Consider the following 20,324-nt stretch of genomic DNA (forward strand, 5'->3'; position numbering starts at 1 on the left):
AATCAGGTCACAGTCGGAGACCGGTCCCGGGGGTATATTTATCTACTCTCGAGCCAAAGGTGCCGCAGAATCCACTGAATTTTCGAAACCCCAGTGACAAAAAAAGCCCACATAAAGGGCTTGGTGTTGCTCGCTCGCTGCGAGCCTGCGTTTATTGTTATCGGCTCTTTTCCCCGGGTTTCATCGGGGGGGCGCGCAATATTACTCGTGCGCCCCTGCAATTGCAAGATTTGGCAGTTTTTTCCGCTGTTAGCGGGCAGTTCGACCGATTTATCTTCTTTTTAGCGCAAGTTCAAACAAAGAATCCTCAGTTTGGTAAAAAAACTACAGATTCATCACTGTGCGCCGCAGGCGCGCAAAACCTCAACCAGCTGATCTTTTGGCGTATCGCTGATTATTTGTGCATCACCGAGCGCATGCAAAAGGACCAGGCGCAATTTGCCGTCCTGCACCTTTTTATCCACGGACATTGCCTCGAGATAGTCGTTAACCGTCATCGCTTCTGGTGATTGTTGCGGCAAGTTGGCCTTCGTTAGCAGTGCGCGCAAGCGCGCGACTTCGGCTTTATCAATCCATCCGCGCAGACAGGACAACTCTGCCGCCATTACCATGCCAGCGGCCACCGCCTCACCGTGCAACCACTTGCCGTACCCCTGCACCGCCTCGATTGCGTGACCAAACGTATGACCAAAGTTCAGAATGGCGCGCCGGCCAGACTCCCTTTCATCCTCCGCAACCACCGCGGCCTTGTCCGCGCAGCTGCGCTCCACAGCGTAGGCTAACGCCTGCGGATCCCGCGCCAGCAACAAATCCATATTTTCTTCCAGCCAACCGAAGAAGCCTGGATCACAGATCATTCCGTACTTGATGACCTCGGCGATACCTGCAGAGAGTTCACGGTCGGGAAGCGTGTTGAGAGTATCGATATCGATGAGCACCAGCTGCGGCTGGTAAAAGGCGCCAATCATGTTTTTTCCGAGCGGGTGATTCACGCCAGTCTTACCCCCGACGGAAGAGTCCACCTGAGACAGCAAGGTGGTTGGCACCTGCACAAAATCGACGCCTCGCTGATAACAGGCGGCGGCAAAGCCACTCATATCGCCGATAACGCCACCACCCAAGGCAACGATGGTGGTGCCACGATCATGCCGATTTTCCAACAGAGAATCGAATATACGGTTAACGGTATCCAGGGTTTTGAAAGCCTCACCATCGGGCAACTCGACAACATCGACCTTGGAAAAGGCTTTCAAACCGTCGAGCACGGTCTTCAGGTACAGCGGTGCAATGGTCTCATTGGTAACCACAAGCACCTGCTTGCCACGGATATACTGCTCAAACTGCGAGGAATCAGTTAACAACCCCGAGCCAATCAGGATCGGGTAACTACGCTCACCCAAATCGACGTCAAGACGGTGCATGGTTACTCCCTAACGCGCACAAATTGGATATAAAAAAGAGATAGGACAGAAAGGGGCTACGGAAAGTACTTACGTGGTGGACCGCTCGGCGAGACGATCGGCGACAAGCTGTGCAGCCTGTTTTGGCGTACAGTGGTCGGTATCACAGACCAGATCCGCTACCTCCGCGTAATAGGCTTCGCGCTGCTCGAGAATCTCCGCCAGCTTCGCTCGCGGGTCGTCCACCTGCAACAAGGGGCGATTGCTGTTTTTCGAAGTGCGCTCCACCAACTGCTCAAGGCTCGCTCGCAGGTAAACAATAAAACCTCCTTGCTTGAGAAGCTCGCGGTTTTCTGGCATTAGGACGATGCCGCCGCCAGTCGCGATCACCTGTGCCACACCGTTACACAGATCCCGCAACACCTCACTTTCCCGACGACGGAAGCCAGCCTCCCCCTCTACATCAAAGATCCAGGGAATGTCGGCACCGGTGCGGTCTTCCAATACCTTGTCAGAATCGGCAAATGGCAGCCCCAGTTGGGCTGCCAGTAATTTGCCGATAGTGGACTTGCCGGCCCCCATGGGACCGACAAGAAAGATAGGCTCGGAGATCACTTGCTAAAGGACAGGAACTCGTCCTGCATGATGCGGGGCGTAATGAAGATCAACAGTTCGCGCTTATCTTCTTCGCGACTGGTGCGCTTGAACAGGTGGCCGAGGAAGGGGATATCACCCAGGAACGGCACCTTGCTTTCACCTTCAATAGTCTGAGCCTCGAAGATTCCGCCCAGCACAATGGTTTCACCGTTAGCAACCAGCACTTTGGTCTGCAGTGAGTTCACATTGATCGCCGGGATCTGAGCGCCGGTAATCACGTTGGTGAACAGCTCACCGACACTGTTCTGGTCGATATTCAGGCTCATGATGATGTTGTTATCCGGAGTAATCTGCGGGATAACATTCAGCAACAGCACCGCTTCCTTAAAGGTTACCGACGCTGCACCAGACGAGGTAGCCTCGAGATAGGGAATCTCCACACCGGAACGGATACTGGCTTCCTGCTTATCACCGGTCACCACTTTCGGCTGGGAAACAATTTCCGCCTGACCCACATCTTCAAGTGCAGACAACTCCAGACCAAGCAGGAAATCTTCTTTCAGAATAGCGTACGCCACACTGCCAGCAGGATTGGACACACCCAGGTCAATCAGCATCGGGTCGTGTAGAGTCTGCGGGGAAGTCAGATCAGGACCGCTTCCGTCGCCATCAGCAATCAGTCCGACTTGCCGTCCAGAGCCAATACCGAGACCGTCGTCTCCGACATTGTGGTCTTCCATATAGCTCCAACGGACGCCGATATCGCGCAAGAAACCGGTATTCGCAGTCACAATACGCGCTTCGATCATCACCTGACGAATCGGGATATCGATCGCATTGATCAGATCACGGAACTGGGAAATCTTCTCTTCGGTGTCAGTCAGGATGATGGTGTTGGTGCGCTCATCAACAATCGCACTACCACGAGTGGACAGGATGCTACGCCCTTCCTGATCTTCACTGCCGCCAGCGAAATTGCCCTGATTTAATCCACCCGCTCCCGATTGCCCCATACGATCACCTACGAAGAGGGTGAAAATCTCACGGGCATCCGCGTAGCGAATCTGAATATATTCAGTGCGCAGCGGGGCGAGCTCTTCCAGCTGCTTGCGGGTTTCGAGTTCACGACGTTCACGTTCGGCGATCTCAGCAGCCGGCGCCACCATGATCACGTTTCCTTCCTGACGCTTATCCAACCCCTTGGCTTTGAGAATCAGCTCGAGCGCCTGATCCCAGGGCACACCGTCCAGACGCAAGGTGATACGCCCTTGCACGGTATCACTTGCCACCAGGTTCAGGTCGGTAAAGTCGGCAATCAGCTGCAGCACGGAGCGCACTTCAATATCCTGGAAGTTCAGCGACAGCTTCTCACCGGTAAACGCAAACTCTTGCTGCTTCTCGCGTACTTGCGCCACGGTCAGCGGTTTAACGCTGAGCACGTACTCATTGTCTGCCTGATAGGCCAGGTAATCGTAATCGCCGTCATGGGGATCAACAGTAATTACCGTGTTGCGGCCGTCATAATCGACGCTGATAGCATTTACCGGCGTCGCAAAGTCGGTCACGTCCAGGCGCTGGCGCAGGGATGGCGGCAGTTCCGCGCCCAGGAAAGTGAGCACGATTTTGCCGCGGGTACGCTCCACATCGATATTTACAGCGGGATCACTCAGACTGACAATTACCTTGCCCTCACCGCCCTCGCCGCGGCGGAAATCCACATTGTTAATACCGACGTTACTCGCGGCCTTGAACTGCGGGCTACCGCCGACATTGGTGGTACTGCGCACCGGTGCAGCAGCTACGGCTGCAGTGGTAGCACTGTCGGCACCGACTTCCAGTACAACCTGATTACCCACACGCTCACTGGTGTATATCGGCAGCTTATCTAGGTTCAGAATCAGACGTGTGCGGTCTTCACCAGACACGATAACGGCGCTGCGGGCAGCGCCGATATCCATGTTGTATTTTTTCTGCGGCAGCACGCTTTCCACACCGGCAAAATCCATCACGATACGTGCGGGTTGCTCAATGGTGTAGCCCGTGGGCTCCGGCGGTACATCACTAAAGGTGAGCCGCAACTGCAGGCGACTGCCCGGCAGCTCGGAGAACTGAATATCGTTCAACTGGCTGGCCATAGTTGGCATTGCCAATGGCAGAATCAGCAGGCCCAGCAGCAACGCTTTTGCGCGCGACAGCTTATTGGCGCCCCAGGCCAATACTCGGGCGAGTTGCTTGATGATCATTTTTAATTGTCCTTATCTTCCAAAGTCAGTGCCCGTGGCCGCTCAATCCAGCCACCGGTGCCATCCGGCACAATTTCGAGTACATCAAGTTGTGACGACGAGGCGTTGACCACCCGCCCGTGGTTTTTACCCATGTAATTGCCGATGGTGATGCGATGGATCCCGCCGTCACCATCATTCACAAGCGCCCAAAGCTGCCCAGCCCTTGAGAGCGTGCCCACCATGGACAGGGCATCAAACGGATAGCGCTCCAGCAGCTCTTTCTGTCGGTTCAGGTCCGGAGCCACATCCAGCTTGCGCCCTACCAGGCGCTGATCCGCTTCCAGCATCGGACGAATAAACGGACTGCGCATTGCGGCCGCGCTGTACACGTACGGGCTGTAGGGTGTAAAAGTAGGGATCGGCTCAATTTGGCCTTTGGGCTTGTGCTTGACCGCCGCCATCTTCTGCCGCAGGTCACTGTGATTACCGTCGAGGCTGCAACCGGCAAGCGCCAGAATTGCCGCGGTCAGAGCGAAGTATTTTTTCATCCCTCTTCTCCCTGATCCTTGTAACGATAAGTCTTAGCACGCACCACCATATTCAGCAGCGCTGAACTGTCTTTGCTGGTACCAATCTCAAAGTCATGCAGGGTAACAATCCGTGGCATACCGGCGATACCAGAAATAAAAGCACCAAACTCGTGGTAACCGCCCTGCACCTCGATGCGGATCGGCAGCTCAACATAGAACTCGCCAACCTGCTCACCCTCGAGCGCAATCTTTTGAATGGTCAAACCGCTGCCGCGGCCAAACTCGTCGATATCTTCGAGCAGGCCCGGCACTTCAGTGTCCTTTGGCAACTGCTTCAATAGCGCGCCGAAGGTTTCTTCCATCTCTGCCAGCTGCTCGCGATATGCGTCAAGGTTCGCAGCCTCGAAAGACTTGCGCTCAAACTGGGTAAACAGCTCGCGCTCTTTGTTCTCAGCAAACTCCAGCTGACTGTAGCGATCTTTGATCATGAAAAAGTAACCGCCACCGATCAGCACCGCGGAAATCACGATCAACAACGCCACACGCCCAGCGAGGGGCCAGACACCGACGCGGGAAAAGTCGATATCGTTAATATCCAGCTCATTGAGCTGCTTTAAAGTATCTTCAAGCGCCACGATTACGCTCCACTGTTGGCGCCGTCATCGGCGCCCTCTTCTTTTTTGCGGCCGCTAACATTGACCGTCATTTCAAACGCGCTCGCCTGCTCACCAAACTCAGGCTTGGCGGTAACATCCGTCAGGTTTGGCGACTGGAACCACTCAGACTGATCCAGACTGCGCATAAATGAGGAAACCCGGTTGTTGGATTCAGCCATGCCGGATATTTGGAGGGTCTTGCCCGTGCGTTTGAGCTCGGTCAACCACAGGCCTTCCGGGGCGGCGCGCACCATTTCATCAAAGTAGCGCACGGCCAGAGGACGGTTACCCTGCAGCTCCTGAATAACGCGCATACGGTCAATCAGCTCCTGACGACGCTTCTTCAGCTCCTTGATTTCGCGCACCTGTTTGTTCAGCGCTGCAATCTCGGTATTCAGCAACTGATTGCGCCCATTCTGATTGGCAATCTGCGCATCCACAGTTTTCATCCACATCACAACCGAGACCACGGCAGCAAGCACCACCACAACCGCAACCTGCTGAAACTCTTTCTGCTTCTGCGCCCGGTATTCCTGACGCCACGGGAGTAAGTTAATTTTTGCCATTGATCAGAACTCCCGTTCGCGCATAGCGAGGCCAGCGGCGATCATCAGGGACGGCGCCTCGCTCACCAGAGCCTGGCGATTGACCCGAGACGCGACACTCATATCCCGAAACGGGTTGGCCACGAGCGTAGGCTTGTTAAGTTTTTCACCCACCAGCTCGGCGAGTCCTTCCATGGCGGCGACGCCGCCGCCCAGCAGGATGTAGTCGACATCGCTATAGGAAGTTGAGGAATAGAAGAACTGCAGGGAGCGCATGACTTGCTGAACCACCGCATCGCGGAAAGGCTCGAGCACTTCCGGGTAGTAGTCGTCGGGCAAGCCGCTGCCGCCCTGACGCTTGGCCAGAGTAGCCTCCTCGACAGACAGGCCATAGCGACGCTGGATTTCATCGGTCAACTGGCGACCACCAAACAGCTGCTCGCGGGTGTACACGGTGCGACCGTCAACCATGACCGACAACGCACTCATGGTCGCGCCGATATCAATCACCGCGACCACCAGCTGCTCCTGCGCCGGGAACTGGTTATCCAACAGGGTATAAGCGCGCTCGATGGCGTAGGCCTCTACATCCACCACACCCGGCTGCAGCTCGGCTTCGCTGAGGGCGGATACCCGCTGCTCCACATTCTCGCTGCGACATGCGGCCAACAGAACCTCAACCTGCCCCTCCCCCTTATCGGAGGGCCCCTGGACCTCAAAGTCGAGATTCACCTCATCCAGCGGGTAGGGAATGTACTGATCCGCTTCCAACGCGATCTGGGCTTCCAGCGCATCGTCAGAGAGATCGGCAGGCATATCCAGGGTCTTGGTGATGACCGCAGAGCCGGAAACAGCCACAGCCGCCTGGCGCAGGCGGGTCTTAGACCGGCGCACGACCTTGCGGATAGCCTCAGCAATGGCGCCGACGTCATTGATATTCTTATCCACTACCGCATTCGGAGGCAGAGGCTCGGCCGCATAGCTTTCCACTCGATATTTGTCGCCACTGCGACTCAGTTCGAGCAACTTGACCGAGGTGGAGCTAATATCGAGCCCAAGCATGGCTTTCGGGCCCTTATTGAGAAAAGGGAGCATCCCCATTTTTCTTATCTTTTCCGTGGGTTATGGAGGTTTGATGTTATAGCACTTTAAATTACCGCCGCAACCGCCTTTTGCATAGGTATCAGTGCACATTATTCGTATAATTGTCGAACAGTGCCGATATAATTGATTAAGACGTATACAGAAGCATTTCAATGACCGAAAAAGCCCGCAACCGCCTGTTGTCACTGCTGTGGCTGGCTCTAGCCGGCGCCGCAGCCGGCGCCATGGCGTTTTCCAGTATTTATCTGTACCTGAAACCGGGCTTACCATCCGTGGAGAGCCTGCGCGATATCCGGCTGCAGACCCCGCTACGCATCTATTCCCGGGATATGAAGCTGATTGGCGAATTCGGCGAGAAACGCCGCAGCCCGATCACCATCGACCAGACCCCGGAAATGTTCATCAACGCCATTCTGGCCGCAGAAGACGATGGCTTCTACTCCCACAGCGGCGTTTCTATCAAGGGCCTGATGCGGGCCGTGCGCCAGCTCATTGCCAGTGGCTCCATCCAGTCTGGCGGTAGTACGCTGACGATGCAGGTGGCGCGGAACTTCTTTTTGAGCCGGGAACAGCGCTTTATCCGCAAGTTCAACGAGATCCTGCTCTCCCTGCAAATCGAGCAGGAATTGAGCAAAGATGAGATCCTGGCGCTCTATATCAATAAGATCTTCCTCGGCAACCGCGCCTACGGTTTCCAGGCGGCGGCACAGGTCTACTACGGTAAAGACATTAATGACCTGAGCTTGGCCCAGTGGGCCATGATGGCAGGCTTACCCAAAGCACCGTCAACCTACAACCCCATTGCCAACCCCTCACGAGCACTGGTGCGCCGCAACTGGATCCTCAAACGCATGCTCGACCTGGGCCATATTGACCAGGACGAGTACAAGAACTCGATTACTGCGCCGGTCACCGCGCGCTTCCACGGTCGCGATCTGGATATGAGCGCCCCCTATGTGGCCGAAATGGCTCGCAAAGAAGCGGTAGACTTGTTTGGCGACGCCGCTTACACGGATGGTTACCAGATCATTACCACCGTCGACAGCGGACTCCAAGACGCAGCGCGCAAAGCCTTGCAGCACGGGCTGGAGACCTACGATGGTCGTCACGGCTACCGCGGGCCGGAACAACGCCTGGATGTAGAGCTTCTGGTGGACAATGACCAGCTCGTGGATCTGCTTAAGGAAATCCCAGTGCTCGGAGGCCTTGAGCCGGCGGTAGTAACTGCGGTCAATCCCCAGAGCCTGATGGTACAGCTGCGCGACCGCCGGGTCGTTGAAATTGCCTGGGAAAACGGCCTCAGCAGTATTCGTCCATATATTTCTGAGGACGCGCGCGGCGCACGGCTGACCTCCGCAGAAGAACTGTTCGCACCTGGTGATGTGGTACGCCTGCGGCGTATTGTAATCAGTGCAGAGCAGGTTGCAGCGGAGCACAAAGCGGCTCAGGAAGCGGCACTGGCATCGGCAGCTGAAGCACTCGCCGATACCAATATCACCGAAGACCCCTTCTCTACACCAGAAGGACTGGAGCGCGAAGAGCCCGCTGAGGCACCAGAAGCCCGCGAAGAGTGGCACCTGACCCAGGTACCAGCGGCGCAGGGCGCTCTGGTATCGCTGGAACCGGAAGACGGTGCGATTCGCGCCTTGGTCGGCGGATACGATTTCCGCCAGAGCCACTTCAACCGGGTGACCCAGGCCGCACGCCAGCCGGGATCCAGTTTCAAACCCTTTATCTATGCGGCGGCGGTTGAAAATGGCTATACCGCGGCCAGCATCATCAACGACGCCCCCATCATCTTCGAGCAAACCAATCTCGAAGATGTATGGCGCCCGGAGAACGATGGAGGGACCTTCCTCGGTCCGACCCGCTTGCGCAAAGCCCTGTATATGTCGCGCAATATGGTATCCATACGCCTGTTACAGGCGCTGGGACTGGACCGCGCGCTGACCTACACCGAAGGGTTTGGTTTCGACCGTTCCAAGCTGGATCGTAACCTCTCCATCGCGCTCGGCACTTCTGCGCTCACCCCACTAGAAATGGTGCGTGGCTATGCAGCTTTCGCCAATGGAGGCTTTCGCGTAGAGCCCTACCTGTTAGATCAGGTACTCGACGTGCACGGCGACACCGTCTATCAGGCGTTGCCACTGACTGTCTGTCGCGACTGCCCGCTGCCAGGCGAAGCACCCACCGCGGAGGCGGAGCCCATCGATCTGCAGTCGGTACAACACGAAGCGGCCGCCGCCGCCAATGAAGAAGAGCCTCTAGAGCTTCGCACGCTGCCGGTCGCACCACTGAGCGCCGATGAACAAGCACGCCCCCGCGCGCCGCGCGCCATGGCGGCAGAAACTGCGTTTATCATGGACTCCATGCTGAAAGATGTCGTCAAACTGGGTACGGGTCGCAAGGCACTGGCAATGAAGCGCGGCGACATCGCCGGCAAGACCGGAACCACCAATGGTCCCCGCGATGCCTGGTTCTCTGGCTACAGCCCTTATCTGGCCACCAGCACCTGGGTAGGCTTCGACGACAATACGCCCATTGGTCGCAATGAGTACGGCGGCTCGGCCGCACTTCCCATCTGGATCGATTTTATGGCGGCTGCCCTCGATGGTCTGCCAGAGCGCCACCTGCCACAACCGGAAGACATCGTAACCACGCGTATCAATCCGCGTACCGGTATGCGCACCTCACGCGGCGGTATTTTCGAGATATTTCGCGCCAACCGGGTACCCGGCCGCGAGACCTACAGCAACTACCCGTCAATTTATTCGGATGGGCCGAGCAACCCATCCAACAGTGACAGCCAGTCGCAGGATTCCGTGCCGGAAGAGCTGTTCTAACAGTACGGGTTACACCAGACCAATAAAAAAGCCGCCCCGAGGGGCGGCTTTTTTATTGGTCTGGTGTTTATTGGTTACAACGTCGGAACTAATACCTGGCAGTTCTGCAGTCCCGGACCCAGCCTGGACGGCCTAGCGCGAACTGCGATATTCGAGGCAGGCCTCTTCCAGCGTACCCAGATCCGGGATCACCGCCGCTTCGCCGGTGACCGAGACATGCATCAACTCACCCATGGCGCAGTCACCCTCGCGACCGGCCAGGTCTGCGGGCGTCACACGTACCAGACGTGGAGTCCCCTGCAGGACCACGGCAAAAAACGGCAAATCCCCGTCCGGGTTGCCGCTGCTGAGCACCGCGATACGGCAGTTACTACGCAACACCGGCATGGGGTTACCGCGCATTACCTCAAACGAAATCAGCGGCAAGCGCAACTCACGCCAGTGCAACTCGCCCATATACCAGTCCGGCGCATCAAATGCCGATACCGGGCTCTGCAGGGCGATAATTTCGGAAAGTGTATCCACCGGCACCAACAACTGACCATCCGCCAGCGGCAACAACAGACTGCTGACCTCGGTCGGCACCTCGGTGTTAGGCAGGGTATCTACGCCATTTCCACTCATGCTATGTACGCTCCACCACCTGATGTGGCATCAAAATTCTCTTGGCCGGCCGTCATTAGGAATCTGCCTTTGCCTCGGTAAAGTCACGAATGGCTTCCAGCAGGATCTCTTCCTGATACGGCTTACCCAGGTAGTGGTTTACCCCGAGGGATAAGGCGTGATCGCGGTGTTTCTTACCGGTACGAGAGGTGATCATGATGATCGGAATATCCCGCAGACGGCTGCTGGAGCGGATATTGCGCGCCACTTCAAAGCCGTCCATACGCGGCATTTCAATATCCAGCAGCATCACATCGGGAATCACATCCTGCAGCTGGATAATTGCATCCTGTCCGTCTTTCGCGGTAATCACCTGGAAACCCTCCCGCTCCAGGAAGCGCGTGGTCACCTTGCGTACGGTTACCGAGTCATCCACCACCATGACCAGCTTCTGGGTCTCCGGTTCCTCCCGCCCACTTTCCGCGGATATTTCTTCCAGCAGCGGCGTTTCCGGGCGCGCCATTTGCGCGGAGTGTTTGCGCAGCAGTGCGTGCGCATCGAGGATCACCACCACGGTACCGTCACCGGTAACCGTCGCACCGGATACCCCCTGCACCCCCGCAAACTGCGGGCCGAGGCTCTTCACCACGATCTCGCGGCTGCCCAGGATTGCATCTACCTGCAGCGCCATCGCGGTATTGTCAGAGCGTACCAGCAGCACTGGCATCTGCATGTCCTCTACCGCCAGACGCGGCTGCGCCGACGACTGCAGCAGGCTGCCGAAATAATTCACCTGATAGGGCTCGCCGGCATACTCAAAACGGGCTTCCGGCGTGCGGTAGTAGTGCTCCAGCTCGAACGGGCTCAGGCGCACAATACCCTCGATGGTATTCAGTGGCATGGCGAACAGATCGTCCCCCACTTTCACCATCAGTGCACGGTTTACCGATACGGTAAACGGGAGGCGCACCACAAACTCGGTTCCCTGGCCGGCCTGCGAGCCGATCGTTACCGAGCCGCCGATCTGCTTGATCTCGGCAGATACCACGTCCATGCCGACACCGCGTCCGGATATCTGCGTGACCTGATCCGCAGTACTGAAACCAGCCTGCAGAATAAACTGCATGATTTCATTGTTGGACAACTCGGCGTCCGGGCGCATCAGGCCACTTTCAATCGCTTTTTCACGCACCCGCATCAGGTTGATACCGGAACCATCGTCACTGATGGTCAGCACCACCTCACTGCCCTCACGGGCGACAGCAACGGCGATACGGCCGCGCTCTGGTTTGCCAGAGTCGCGACGTGCTTGTGGAGATTCAATACCGTGGTCGACCGCGTTACGCAGCATATGTTCGAGCGGCGCTACCATGCGCTCCAGCATGGAACGATCCAATTCGCCTTCCACGTTGGAGAACACCAGATCCACCTGCTTACCCAGCTCCGCACTCACCTGACGCACAATACGGCGCAGGCGCGGCACCAACCGCGAGAAAGGCACCATGCGGCTGCGCATCAGGCCTTCCTGCAACTCGGTATTTACGCGCGACTGCTGCAACAACAGGGTCTCAGTATCCCGTGCCTTGTTGCCCAGAGTCTGGCGCAAATCCAGCAAGTCTGAGGTGGACTCAAGCAAGGAGCGCGACAATTGCTGGAAGGACGAGTAGCGGTCCATTTCCAGCGGGTCAAAATCTACATCCTGTTCCTGACGGAACTGAATCTGTGCTTCGGTTTCTTTATCCAGGCGACGCAGCTGCTCGTTCAGGCGCAACAGGGTCACGTCCATTTCGTCGAGCGCGAGACCGAACTCACTGACCTGCTCTTCGAGGCGGCCACGGGAAATAGAGGTCTCACCGGCGAGGTTTACCAGTTCTTCCAGCAGCTCGGATGCGACCCGCACCATTTCCTGGGGCTGGTTGCGCGGCTGGCCGCCATCGCGCTCACCCACATTTTTCGATTTGCGCACAAAAGGCAGCACGTTGCTGCTTGCCGCAGGTGCCGGCTCAACTTGTGTCGGCTCAACAACGGCTGGCGGAGCTTCTACGGTCGGGGCGGCCGGCGCGTCTACAATGTGCGCCTGCTCTATTTCAACCGCCGAGGTGTCTACAACGATACTCTCTTGGCTAACTTGGCTCTCTTGGCCCGCTTCGTCGGCGGCTGTCGGCGCTGTATCCTGAACCGCCTCACTGGGTACGGCGTGCGCATCGGCCCACTGGGTTTCCAACAGCGCGCAGAATGCGGGTAACTCTTCACCGCCCATCCACGCCTGCACGGTTTCAACACCAGCAGCGAGACGGTCGTAAATTCCATGAGCGTCGGCAAAGAAATTCGCAGATGGAACGCTGCCGCTCTGCATGTTCTCGATCACGGTCTCGAAGCGGTGGGCGACTTCACCAAGTCCCATCAGAGCCGCCATGCGCGCACCACCTTTGAAGGTGTGCAGCACACGCTTGAGCGCTTCTGGCATGGCATTGTCGTCGGGAGCCTGCTCCCAGTTCTGGACCAGCTCTTCCAGCTCATCCATCAGGTCGGAGGCCTCCTCAAGGAAAACCTCTACAACATCAGGATCGATTTCCGCCAGTAGCGCACGTTGCGCATCGGTAACTTCACCGGATGACGCTTGCGGAGCTGAAACCGCAGCGGTCGGCGCAGGGGGTGCGGCCTCTACCGGAGCCGCGGCTGGCTCAGCCATCAGGCGCTCAACGACGTCACGTTCGGGCGCGGAAAATTTTGCTTCCTGCGCAGGTTCGTGGGTCACAGGCTCAGAGACTATCGGTTCTGCAACGTCTTGCTCAGGGGACTGCAGTTCCACGATTTCGGACTCAATCGCCGGGATTGCATCGCTCAGGAGAGTATCCGAGGAGGGTTCGCCCGGCGCACCGGCAGACAACTCGGCCTCCAACCATTCGACGGTCAGTTCCCGCTCATCTTCCACTACGCCAGCTGCATCAATGACAACATCATCAACAAGCTCGAGCTCTGCAGGTTCATCTTCGACAATGCCCTCGACTACCTTGTCGTCGGCCACCTGCTGCTCTGCAACCAGGTCATCGAAGCCCAATTCACCGAGATCATCTGCGGCGATTGCAGAAACCGCATCGATCTCCGCTGCGGGCGGCACCTCTTGCTGGACAGCCTCCTCATCGAACGCGAATTCGCTGGCATCGATGCCAAACTCGGAGAGGTCGATATCTTCCTCTTCGCCGCTGTCATCCCCTTGCGCCAGTGTGCGCAGGGCCTCACCCACCGCATCACTGACCTGCGGCAAATCGGTTGACGCGGCAACCGCATCGACCAGATCCAGCAGTTCATTGTGGCCCTGTTCAAGGGATGCCCACAGTGCGGGCTCCTCTTCCAGGTGACCATCGATCACCTGGCGATACACGGCCAACAAAAGGTTGGCCAGTTCCTGCAGTGTTGGTAACTGCGCCTGGCCTGCGGCCTGCTGCAGAACATCAAGCTCTTCCGCAACCGGCAAAATAATGGATCGATCACCAGGCGCAGCGCGCCAGCGGTTGAGCATCTCGTCCGCGTCCAGCAGCACCTTCATGCCGTCGGCCATGATCACCGCCAGCAGCTGGGGATCCACGGCCTTCGGTTCGTTGGCTTCGCGTTCGCGAATCAGGTGGCCAACGGCACGCTCCTGCAATTCCGCCACGCGCGCGAGGAACTGCTCGCTGCGCTCCACATGCAGTGGCTCACGACGGTAAATCTGCTGCAGCACCTCTCGTACATAGCTGGCGCCGTCACTGATTAGATCGTAAGTATCGCTATCAATCGCGACCTGATAGGTACGCAGCTCTTTGGCAAAGCGCTCCAACGGTGCCATCAGTTCCGCTACCTGGGTGACCTCTGCCATATGGGCAGAGCCTTTCAGGGTGTGCAGGGCGCGGTGGAAAGGATCAGACGGAATGTCATATACCGGAGCCTGGCGCTGCATGTCAGCGAGGTATTCCGCCACCGTCGCCAGGTGGGTTTCGGCCTCCTGGGCGAAGATTTCCCACAACTGGGCATTTTCATCCGCTTCAAGCTGCGCTTCGTCGGTAACGGCTGGTGCAGCAGCGGCAGCCTCGGTGGTGCCGGCAGTATCAGACTGCAGCAGTGCATCGGGCACCTGGCCCTGGGAAAGCTGTTTCGCCCACCCCTCCAGCTCCGCCGTGCGGGCCGGATCCGGGTCACCGGTACGGGTGCGGAAGCCATCCACCATGGACGGTAGCTTGGCAAGCACCGTCTCGATCAATGTGACATGGGCGCGGGCCGGGGCGATCGTCTCGTCGAGCACCCGGTTGAGCATGTTTTCCACAGCCCACGACAGTTCACCGACTTCCAGCGCTTCCACCATGCGGCCGGAGCCCTTCAGGGTGTGGAAACCACGGCGGAATTCCACCAGCGACTCGCGATCGCCAAAATTGGCTGCCCACAACGGGAAGTAGTGGTTGATGGTCTCGAGAACCTCACCGGCCTCCTCGAGGAAAATCTCGACGATTTCATCGTCGATGATGCTGGTATCGTCGTCATCGTCCAGCGGAGGCAGGACGGCAGCAGGCGGCTCCGTAACTTGCTCCACGACTTGCTGCGCGACGAGCTCCGAGGAGTGTTCCGCGGCTGCGGTCTCGGTCGCAGTAACAGTCTCAACGGGCGCCGGGTCGCCAGCACTCTCTTCCGCAAACCAGCTTTCTTCAACCTGTGAAGGCGCTTCCTGCTCGGCAAGCGGTGCATCTTCAATAACAATCGATGGCTCGGAGTCGTCGATATCCGAGGGCTCCTCGACCAGACTGTCCGCAAGTGCGGCCAGCGGATCCGCCTCAGCCGTCGGCTTGGCAGCGGGCACTTCCTCTTCCAGCTCGAGAGAAAGCGCAAACCCATCGAGTGCCTGTGCTTCCTCGTCGGACGCCGGTGCTGCGACGACCGGCCCAGCAGAATCTTTGACGGTCTCTTCGGGCAGTTCGAGACCGCTCAGGGCACCGGCGGCGGCGCCATCGGTTGCCCCAGGGAACACATCACCGTCGGCGACCGCGTAACCCAGCGTTGCCACGCTTTCTTCCGCCAGTGCCAGCAACATGTCGGCATCTTCGATGCCATCGGAACGGCGCTCGAGATAGTACTCGACGCTGGTAACCGCATCCGCAAGGGTATCCAGCAGCTTCCAGTCCGGCTGATCACCGGCATTGATCAAACGCTCTTCGATATAACCGCGACAGGCACCCACAATTTCCGCAGCGCGGCCGTAGCCCACCATTTCCAGGCCACCGCAGACTTCCTGCAGACGCTTGGGAACCTGGGCGAGATGCCCGGCGTCCCAGTGGCTGGCGATGTACTCCACCACTGCCTCTTTCACGGTTTCCAGACCGATGCGAGCTTCGCGGAGTACCTGCTCGGTCGCCTCGCCCATCAGTGGCGATTCGCTATCGACCTTGCGATCCCGCTCCGCAGCGGCGGCGAGACCGGAATCGAGCTGCACCAACTCGGATGCGGCCTGCATTAACAGGTCATCGGGTACAGCAACGCGCGATGCGTCCCGGAGATACTCGTAAATACTGCGGGCGCGGGTACGCTGATTCTCCAGCCCCAATACACCCAGGGTATCGGCAATACGCTTGGCAACAATCGCGGTGTCGGAAAGCGGCGCGCGCTCGGCGGTGCTGATACTCGGATCCAGCGCTTCCCGCACGCTGGCGAGCTCTTCACGCAGTGCGGCCACCGCGGTACCCATTGCCTCTGGCCCCATGGCCAGGGCGTCTTCGTTATCCGGGCGCGGCGTGCCGGGCACCGCGCGATCCAGTGCGAATTTCTGATACAGCGCGGAGGTACGCGGGCCATTCGGACCGCTCAGGTAAACGTAAAACAGCAGATTGCGGATGAGATCCCGGTCCGGACGCGCATCAAGAACGCGCGCACCCTGCCCCGCAAGCAAGCGAAATTCGATATCGATGCGGCGCAGCAGCTGGCGCAGAGCGGGCAAGACATTAACCCGGTGGTCAGCAATACCCTCGAGCAGACCCAGGACAATTTCCCACAGATGCTGACGTTGGCTGCCGCTATACAGCAGTGCCATTTTTTCACTGACCTTGCCCAGATAGGCAAGGCTTTCAGCACTGTTTACATCGCGGATCAGGCTGGCGGCCGCCACGTGATACATCTTGCGCAGCTTGGTAACTAGTTCCTGCAGTTTTGCCTTGTCACCCAGCAATGGCTGGCGCTGGCCAGTTACTTGCTCCAGGGCAGACAGATCCGGGGAGAACAGTGCACCTTCAGTGATCAGACGTTCGCGGCGCACCGCACGCAAGTCATTCAGCAGCGGCAGCAGCAGCACCGCATTGTCGCGACGCTGGAAGGCAATCTTTTCCAGGTAGAGGGGTAATTCCAGCAGCGCGCGCATAAGGAATTCACGCGTTTCATCGCTGTTTTCGACTTCACCGCTGGCAAGTGCCTGTACCAGCTGCTCCATCTCTTCAGCGAGCATGGCGGCGCCGGTAAGCTCCGCCATATGCAAGCTGCCGTGGACCTGGTGAATCAGGCTAAGGCAATTCTTTAGCAGGCTATCTGCGGAATCAGAGACATCACTGGAGTTATCGGAAGCGACGGAATCCGAGGCAAAAGTTTCCAACTGCTGGCGCGCCTGTGCCAGCGTCTCGTTGATTTCGCCTATCAGCCAATCCAGGGCCACAAAATTGGGATTGTCGTGACTCACGCCAAGTCCTCGGTAATTCAATTTGCCCGCCCGGCAACGGGATTCAAAAAGTCCCCCGTCGCGGGCTGCTTTACACCCTCACAGAATCGACAGTGAGGGCGTCCGCTTTGTCGTTATCAGAATGTGCGGTAAATCAGGCCAGAGCCCGGTCTTCACGCTCTTCTTGAGATAGTGCGGCGAGGCCATCTTCTTCCGCCATCGCACCCTCAAGGGTTTCGTCATCCAGCATCGGGAACTCTTCGGACAACTGTGCCAGATCGCTATCGTACAGATCGCCTTCACCGTCCACGTCGTCCGCTTGCGGCAGCTTGAAGCCGGCAACGGAGTCGCGCAGGCTGGATGCGGTCTGGGCCAGGTTACCAATGGACTGTGCGGTGGCCTGGGTACCGGCAGAAGTCTGTGAGGTAATTTCCTGAATCACGTTCATCGTGTTGGAGATGTGACCCGCGGATGAGGCCTGCTGGCGTGCCGCGTTGGAGATGTTCTGGATCAAGGATGCGAGGTTGGTGGATACCGTTTCGATCTCCTCCAGGGCAACACCCGCGTCCTGAGCCAGGCGAGCACCGCGCACCACCTCGGTGGTAGTGGATTCCATCGAAACTACCGCTTCGTTGGTATCCGACTGAATCGCTTTTACCAGACCCTCAATCTGCTTGGTTGCCGCAGCGGAACGTTCCGCGAGGCGCTGTACCTCGTCCGCAACCACCGCGAAGCCTCGACCCGCGTCACCGGCCATAGAGGCCTGGATCGCGGCGTTCAGTGCGAGGATGTTGGTCTGGTCCGCAATGTCGTTAATCAGACTTACGATGTCACCAATCTCCTGGGAAGATTCACCCAGTCGCTTGATTCGCTTGGAGGTGTCCTGAATCTGTTCACGGATCGTATCCATGCCCTTGATGGTGTTCTGTACCACCTTGGCACCGTTACTTGCGATCTGTACCGAGCGTTCTGCTACCTGGGCAGATTCCGCGGCGTTCGCAGATACCTGGTCAATGGTCACCGCCATTTCGTTCACCGCCGCAGATGCACCGGCAATTTCCTGCGCCTGGTGCTCAGAGGCCTCGGCGAGGTGCAGGGCGGTCTGCTGGGTTTCCTGCGACAGGGACGATACTTCCTGCGCAGTGCCGTTGATTCGGGATACCAGTACCCGCAGCTGGTCAATGGTGTAGTTGATGGAGTCCGCGATCGCACCGGTGAAGGCCTCGGTTACCGTTGCGGAGGTGGTCAGGTCACCGTCTGCAAGGTCGGCCAGTTCGTCCAGCAGCTGCATAATCGCCTGCTGGTTACGCTCGTTGGTTTCGGACTCTTCCTTCAGGCTTCGACGTGCGCCGGAGAACGCGGTGACCATCATGCCGAAGATCAGCAGCACGAAAACACCGGCAATAATGGCAATGGTCTGGTTGTTCGGCTGACGCTCACTGGACAGACTAACAATCCGGTCGTTCAGCGTGGACAGGGCTTCCAGCAGCTGCGGGGAAGAGGTTGCAATACCGTCAGCGGCCTGACGGGTCGCAAACAGTGCCGGCGTTGCTTCGAAGATTTCGCGCACGGAAGAACTTACGAATTCGAACAGTTCGGTAATTTCTTCCAGAGACTCACGGGCCTCGCTGTCGGTAACGCGGGAGATTCCCATCACCACGTCACCGCCCTTCATGCCGTCTACCACCTTACCAAACAGGCTGGCATCGGTGTTGAACTGGTCGGCCGCGGCTTCCGCGTCGTCGCCACCCTGCAGCATCTTATCGATGTTTCGACCGATACGCTCCGCACGCCATACCTGCAGCTGCGCCTGCTCTACCTGGTTGGCCGGAGCATTGTTGGCCAGCAGGATTTCCACAATATTGTTGTGCTCTGCCTGCAGTTCCGGCAGCGAGTCGTTCAGGGTGCTCGCCACGTCGTTCAGGAAGATAATGGAATCTTTGTTACCAATAATGGTGTCGGCCTGCTCGCGCATCTGGCGCCAGACCTGACCGTAGGCACCCAGCTCAGCCTCCAGCGCGCGGCGGCTGCCCTGATCCATGCCCTGCAAACCACTCCAGGTCGCTGCCATCTGGTTCACAACCTGCTCCAGATCCGCGAACGCCTGCTCGTCACCTGCGGTAGCAGCCGGTGCGTAGGACACCAACTGGTAAGAAAGAGCGCGCATTTCCGCAACGTCTTCCAGGTACGTCTGATCCCGGTCAGCGTGGCTCTGCACCAAATAGATGCTGACGATCAGCCCCGCCAGTGTGGCGAGTACCAAGAAAAACATAAACAGCGCGGCAGGGTTACTGCGCAACGCGGAAAATGAATTCTGGGAGCCTGTTTTCATAATTTACTCCTGGCGGACCTGTGCCTCAGGCCAATTCTTGTTTTCACCACTTATTGAGACCCTCTGGCCTCACAACCCCAACTGCCCGCAATGCGGACATCCCCAATACCGGCCACGGCCGACTACGGTTCGTGACCAGCACCCTCTGCCGCAGCAGTTTCGAGGCCGAACACTAATATGACGTACGGAAACTACCGCACCTCATTGACCCGCCAGTGCGAGCCGGCACAAACACGAATGCCTACGCCTGTAACGCAGAATGCCGCGGCTTAGTGAGCCGCGGCATCCGCAAATTGAAAATCGTTCATCAGCGCCTGAAAATCGAACACCAACCAGCGCCCCTGCTGCAACACAAACTGGCCGCTCACCATAGGCGCGAAGGGTTCGGCAAGGTCTGCCGGTGGCATCTGCCCATATTCGAGCGCCAAGTGTTGCATACCATGCAGCTCGTCCACGATTAGCCCGGCGTAGAGTTTTTCATGCTCAAGCACCAGTACGCGGCGACTCTGGCGAGAATTTGCGAGATGGCCACCAAAGAAAGCAGCCAGATCAAACAGCGGCAGCAGGCGACCACGTACATTGGCCACACCGCGCACCCAGGGCTGGACCCCAGGTATGAAGGTGTACTGAGGAACCTCAAGCAGTTCCACCACGTCTTCCATGGCGGCAACAAAGCGCTGCCCCAGCATAGAAAATCCGATGCCCGTCCAGTAGGGTTTGATTTCCTGACGGGCGGGCAGCCCCTTCGCCTGCGCCTTGGCGCGGTTGGCAATATCGACGAGCGCGAGATAGGGGGTAAGCGTTGATTGCACGGAGACT

At 58.0% G+C, this 20,324-nt stretch carries 12 protein-coding genes; 1 reads left to right on the plus strand and 11 read right to left on the minus strand.

The window, feature by feature from the left end:
* Positions 1–335 precede the first annotated feature (335 nt).
* The 7 genes from aroB to LCM31_RS03905 form a co-directional block, all read right to left on the minus strand.
* On the minus strand, positions 336–1,421 hold the full coding sequence (gene aroB / locus LCM31_RS03875; protein ID WP_224867720.1) for a 3-dehydroquinate synthase: 1,086 nt from the start codon (positions 1,419–1,421) through the stop codon (positions 336–338).
* Between the two features lie 69 nt (positions 1,422–1,490).
* Positions 1,491–2,015 carry a shikimate kinase gene (locus LCM31_RS03880; protein ID WP_404804085.1) on the minus strand — a complete coding sequence of 175 codons (525 nt, stop codon included), beginning with the start codon at positions 2,013–2,015 and terminating at the stop codon, positions 1,491–1,493.
* On the minus strand, positions 2,012–4,240 hold the full coding sequence (pilQ, locus tag LCM31_RS03885; protein ID WP_224867722.1) for a type IV pilus secretin PilQ family protein: 2,229 nt from the start codon (positions 4,238–4,240) through the stop codon (positions 2,012–2,014). The genes LCM31_RS03880 and pilQ overlap by 4 nt, the downstream gene beginning before the upstream one ends.
* Positions 4,241–4,242: 2 nt before the next feature.
* Complete coding sequence (locus LCM31_RS03890; RefSeq protein ID WP_222229334.1) at positions 4,243–4,770, minus strand: pilus assembly protein PilP; 528 nt, start codon at positions 4,768–4,770, stop codon at positions 4,243–4,245.
* Positions 4,767–5,387, minus strand: a complete 621-nt coding sequence (locus LCM31_RS03895; protein WP_222229332.1) for a type IV pilus inner membrane component PilO — start codon at positions 5,385–5,387, stop codon at positions 4,767–4,769. Before LCM31_RS03895 ends, LCM31_RS03890 begins: the two co-directional genes overlap by 4 nt.
* 2 nt (positions 5,388–5,389) lie before the next feature.
* Positions 5,390–5,974: a PilN domain-containing protein gene (locus LCM31_RS03900; RefSeq protein ID WP_224867723.1), complete on the minus strand. Its 585-nt coding sequence runs from the start codon at positions 5,972–5,974 to the stop codon at positions 5,390–5,392.
* A 3-nt stretch (positions 5,975–5,977) separates the two neighbouring features.
* Positions 5,978–7,054, minus strand: a complete 1,077-nt coding sequence (locus LCM31_RS03905) for a pilus assembly protein PilM (RefSeq protein ID WP_224867725.1) — start codon at positions 7,052–7,054, stop codon at positions 5,978–5,980.
* Between the two features lie 155 nt (positions 7,055–7,209).
* On the opposite strand from LCM31_RS03905, the gene LCM31_RS03910 reads away from it, so the two are divergent.
* Positions 7,210–9,900 carry a penicillin-binding protein 1A gene (locus LCM31_RS03910; protein WP_224867727.1) on the plus strand — a complete coding sequence of 897 codons (2,691 nt, stop codon included), beginning with the start codon at positions 7,210–7,212 and terminating at the stop codon, positions 9,898–9,900.
* Positions 9,901–10,032: 132 nt separating this feature from the next.
* On the opposite strand, the gene LCM31_RS03915 is transcribed toward LCM31_RS03910, so the two are convergent.
* From LCM31_RS03915 to LCM31_RS03930, 4 genes are all read right to left on the minus strand, one after another.
* Complete coding sequence (locus tag LCM31_RS03915; RefSeq protein ID WP_224867729.1) at positions 10,033–10,524, minus strand: chemotaxis protein CheW; 492 nt, start codon at positions 10,522–10,524, stop codon at positions 10,033–10,035.
* Between the two features lie 55 nt (positions 10,525–10,579).
* Positions 10,580–17,194, minus strand: coding sequence for a hybrid sensor histidine kinase/response regulator (locus LCM31_RS03920; protein ID WP_224867731.1), 6,615 nt, complete (start codon positions 17,192–17,194; stop codon positions 10,580–10,582).
* Positions 17,195–17,327: 133 nt separating this feature from the next.
* Positions 17,328–19,505, minus strand: coding sequence for a methyl-accepting chemotaxis protein (locus LCM31_RS03925; RefSeq protein ID WP_224867734.1), 2,178 nt, complete (start codon positions 19,503–19,505; stop codon positions 17,328–17,330).
* A gap of 269 nt (positions 19,506–19,774) precedes the next feature.
* Positions 19,775–20,317 (minus strand): chemotaxis protein CheW, encoded by a 543-nt coding sequence (locus tag LCM31_RS03930; RefSeq protein WP_224867736.1) that lies wholly within the window; start codon positions 20,315–20,317, stop codon positions 19,775–19,777.
* Between the last annotated feature and the right edge of the window lie 7 nt (positions 20,318–20,324).

This window comes from Microbulbifer agarilyticus, assembly GCF_020171345.1.
Taxonomy (GTDB): domain Bacteria; phylum Pseudomonadota; class Gammaproteobacteria; order Pseudomonadales; family Cellvibrionaceae; genus Microbulbifer; species Microbulbifer agarilyticus_D.

Coding starts and splice junctions, on each gene's coding strand:
- aroB (WP_224867720.1), bottom strand. CDS start 1,421: ATGCACCGTCTTGACGTCGATTTGGGTGAGCGTAGTTACCCGATCCTG.
- pilQ (WP_224867722.1), bottom strand. CDS start 4,240: ATGATCATCAAGCAACTCGCCCGAGTATTGGCCTGGGGCGCCAATAAG.
- LCM31_RS03890 (WP_222229334.1), bottom strand. CDS start 4,770: ATGAAAAAATACTTCGCTCTGACCGCGGCAATTCTGGCGCTTGCCGGT.
- LCM31_RS03900 (WP_224867723.1), bottom strand. CDS start 5,974: ATGGCAAAAATTAACTTACTCCCGTGGCGTCAGGAATACCGGGCGCAG.
- LCM31_RS03905 (WP_224867725.1), bottom strand. CDS start 7,054: ATGGGGATGCTCCCTTTTCTCAATAAGGGCCCGAAAGCCATGCTTGGG.
- LCM31_RS03910 (WP_224867727.1), top strand. CDS start 7,210: ATGACCGAAAAAGCCCGCAACCGCCTGTTGTCACTGCTGTGGCTGGCT.
- LCM31_RS03915 (WP_224867729.1), bottom strand. CDS start 10,524: ATGAGTGGAAATGGCGTAGATACCCTGCCTAACACCGAGGTGCCGACC.
- LCM31_RS03925 (WP_224867734.1), bottom strand. CDS start 19,505: ATGAAAACAGGCTCCCAGAATTCATTTTCCGCGTTGCGCAGTAACCCT.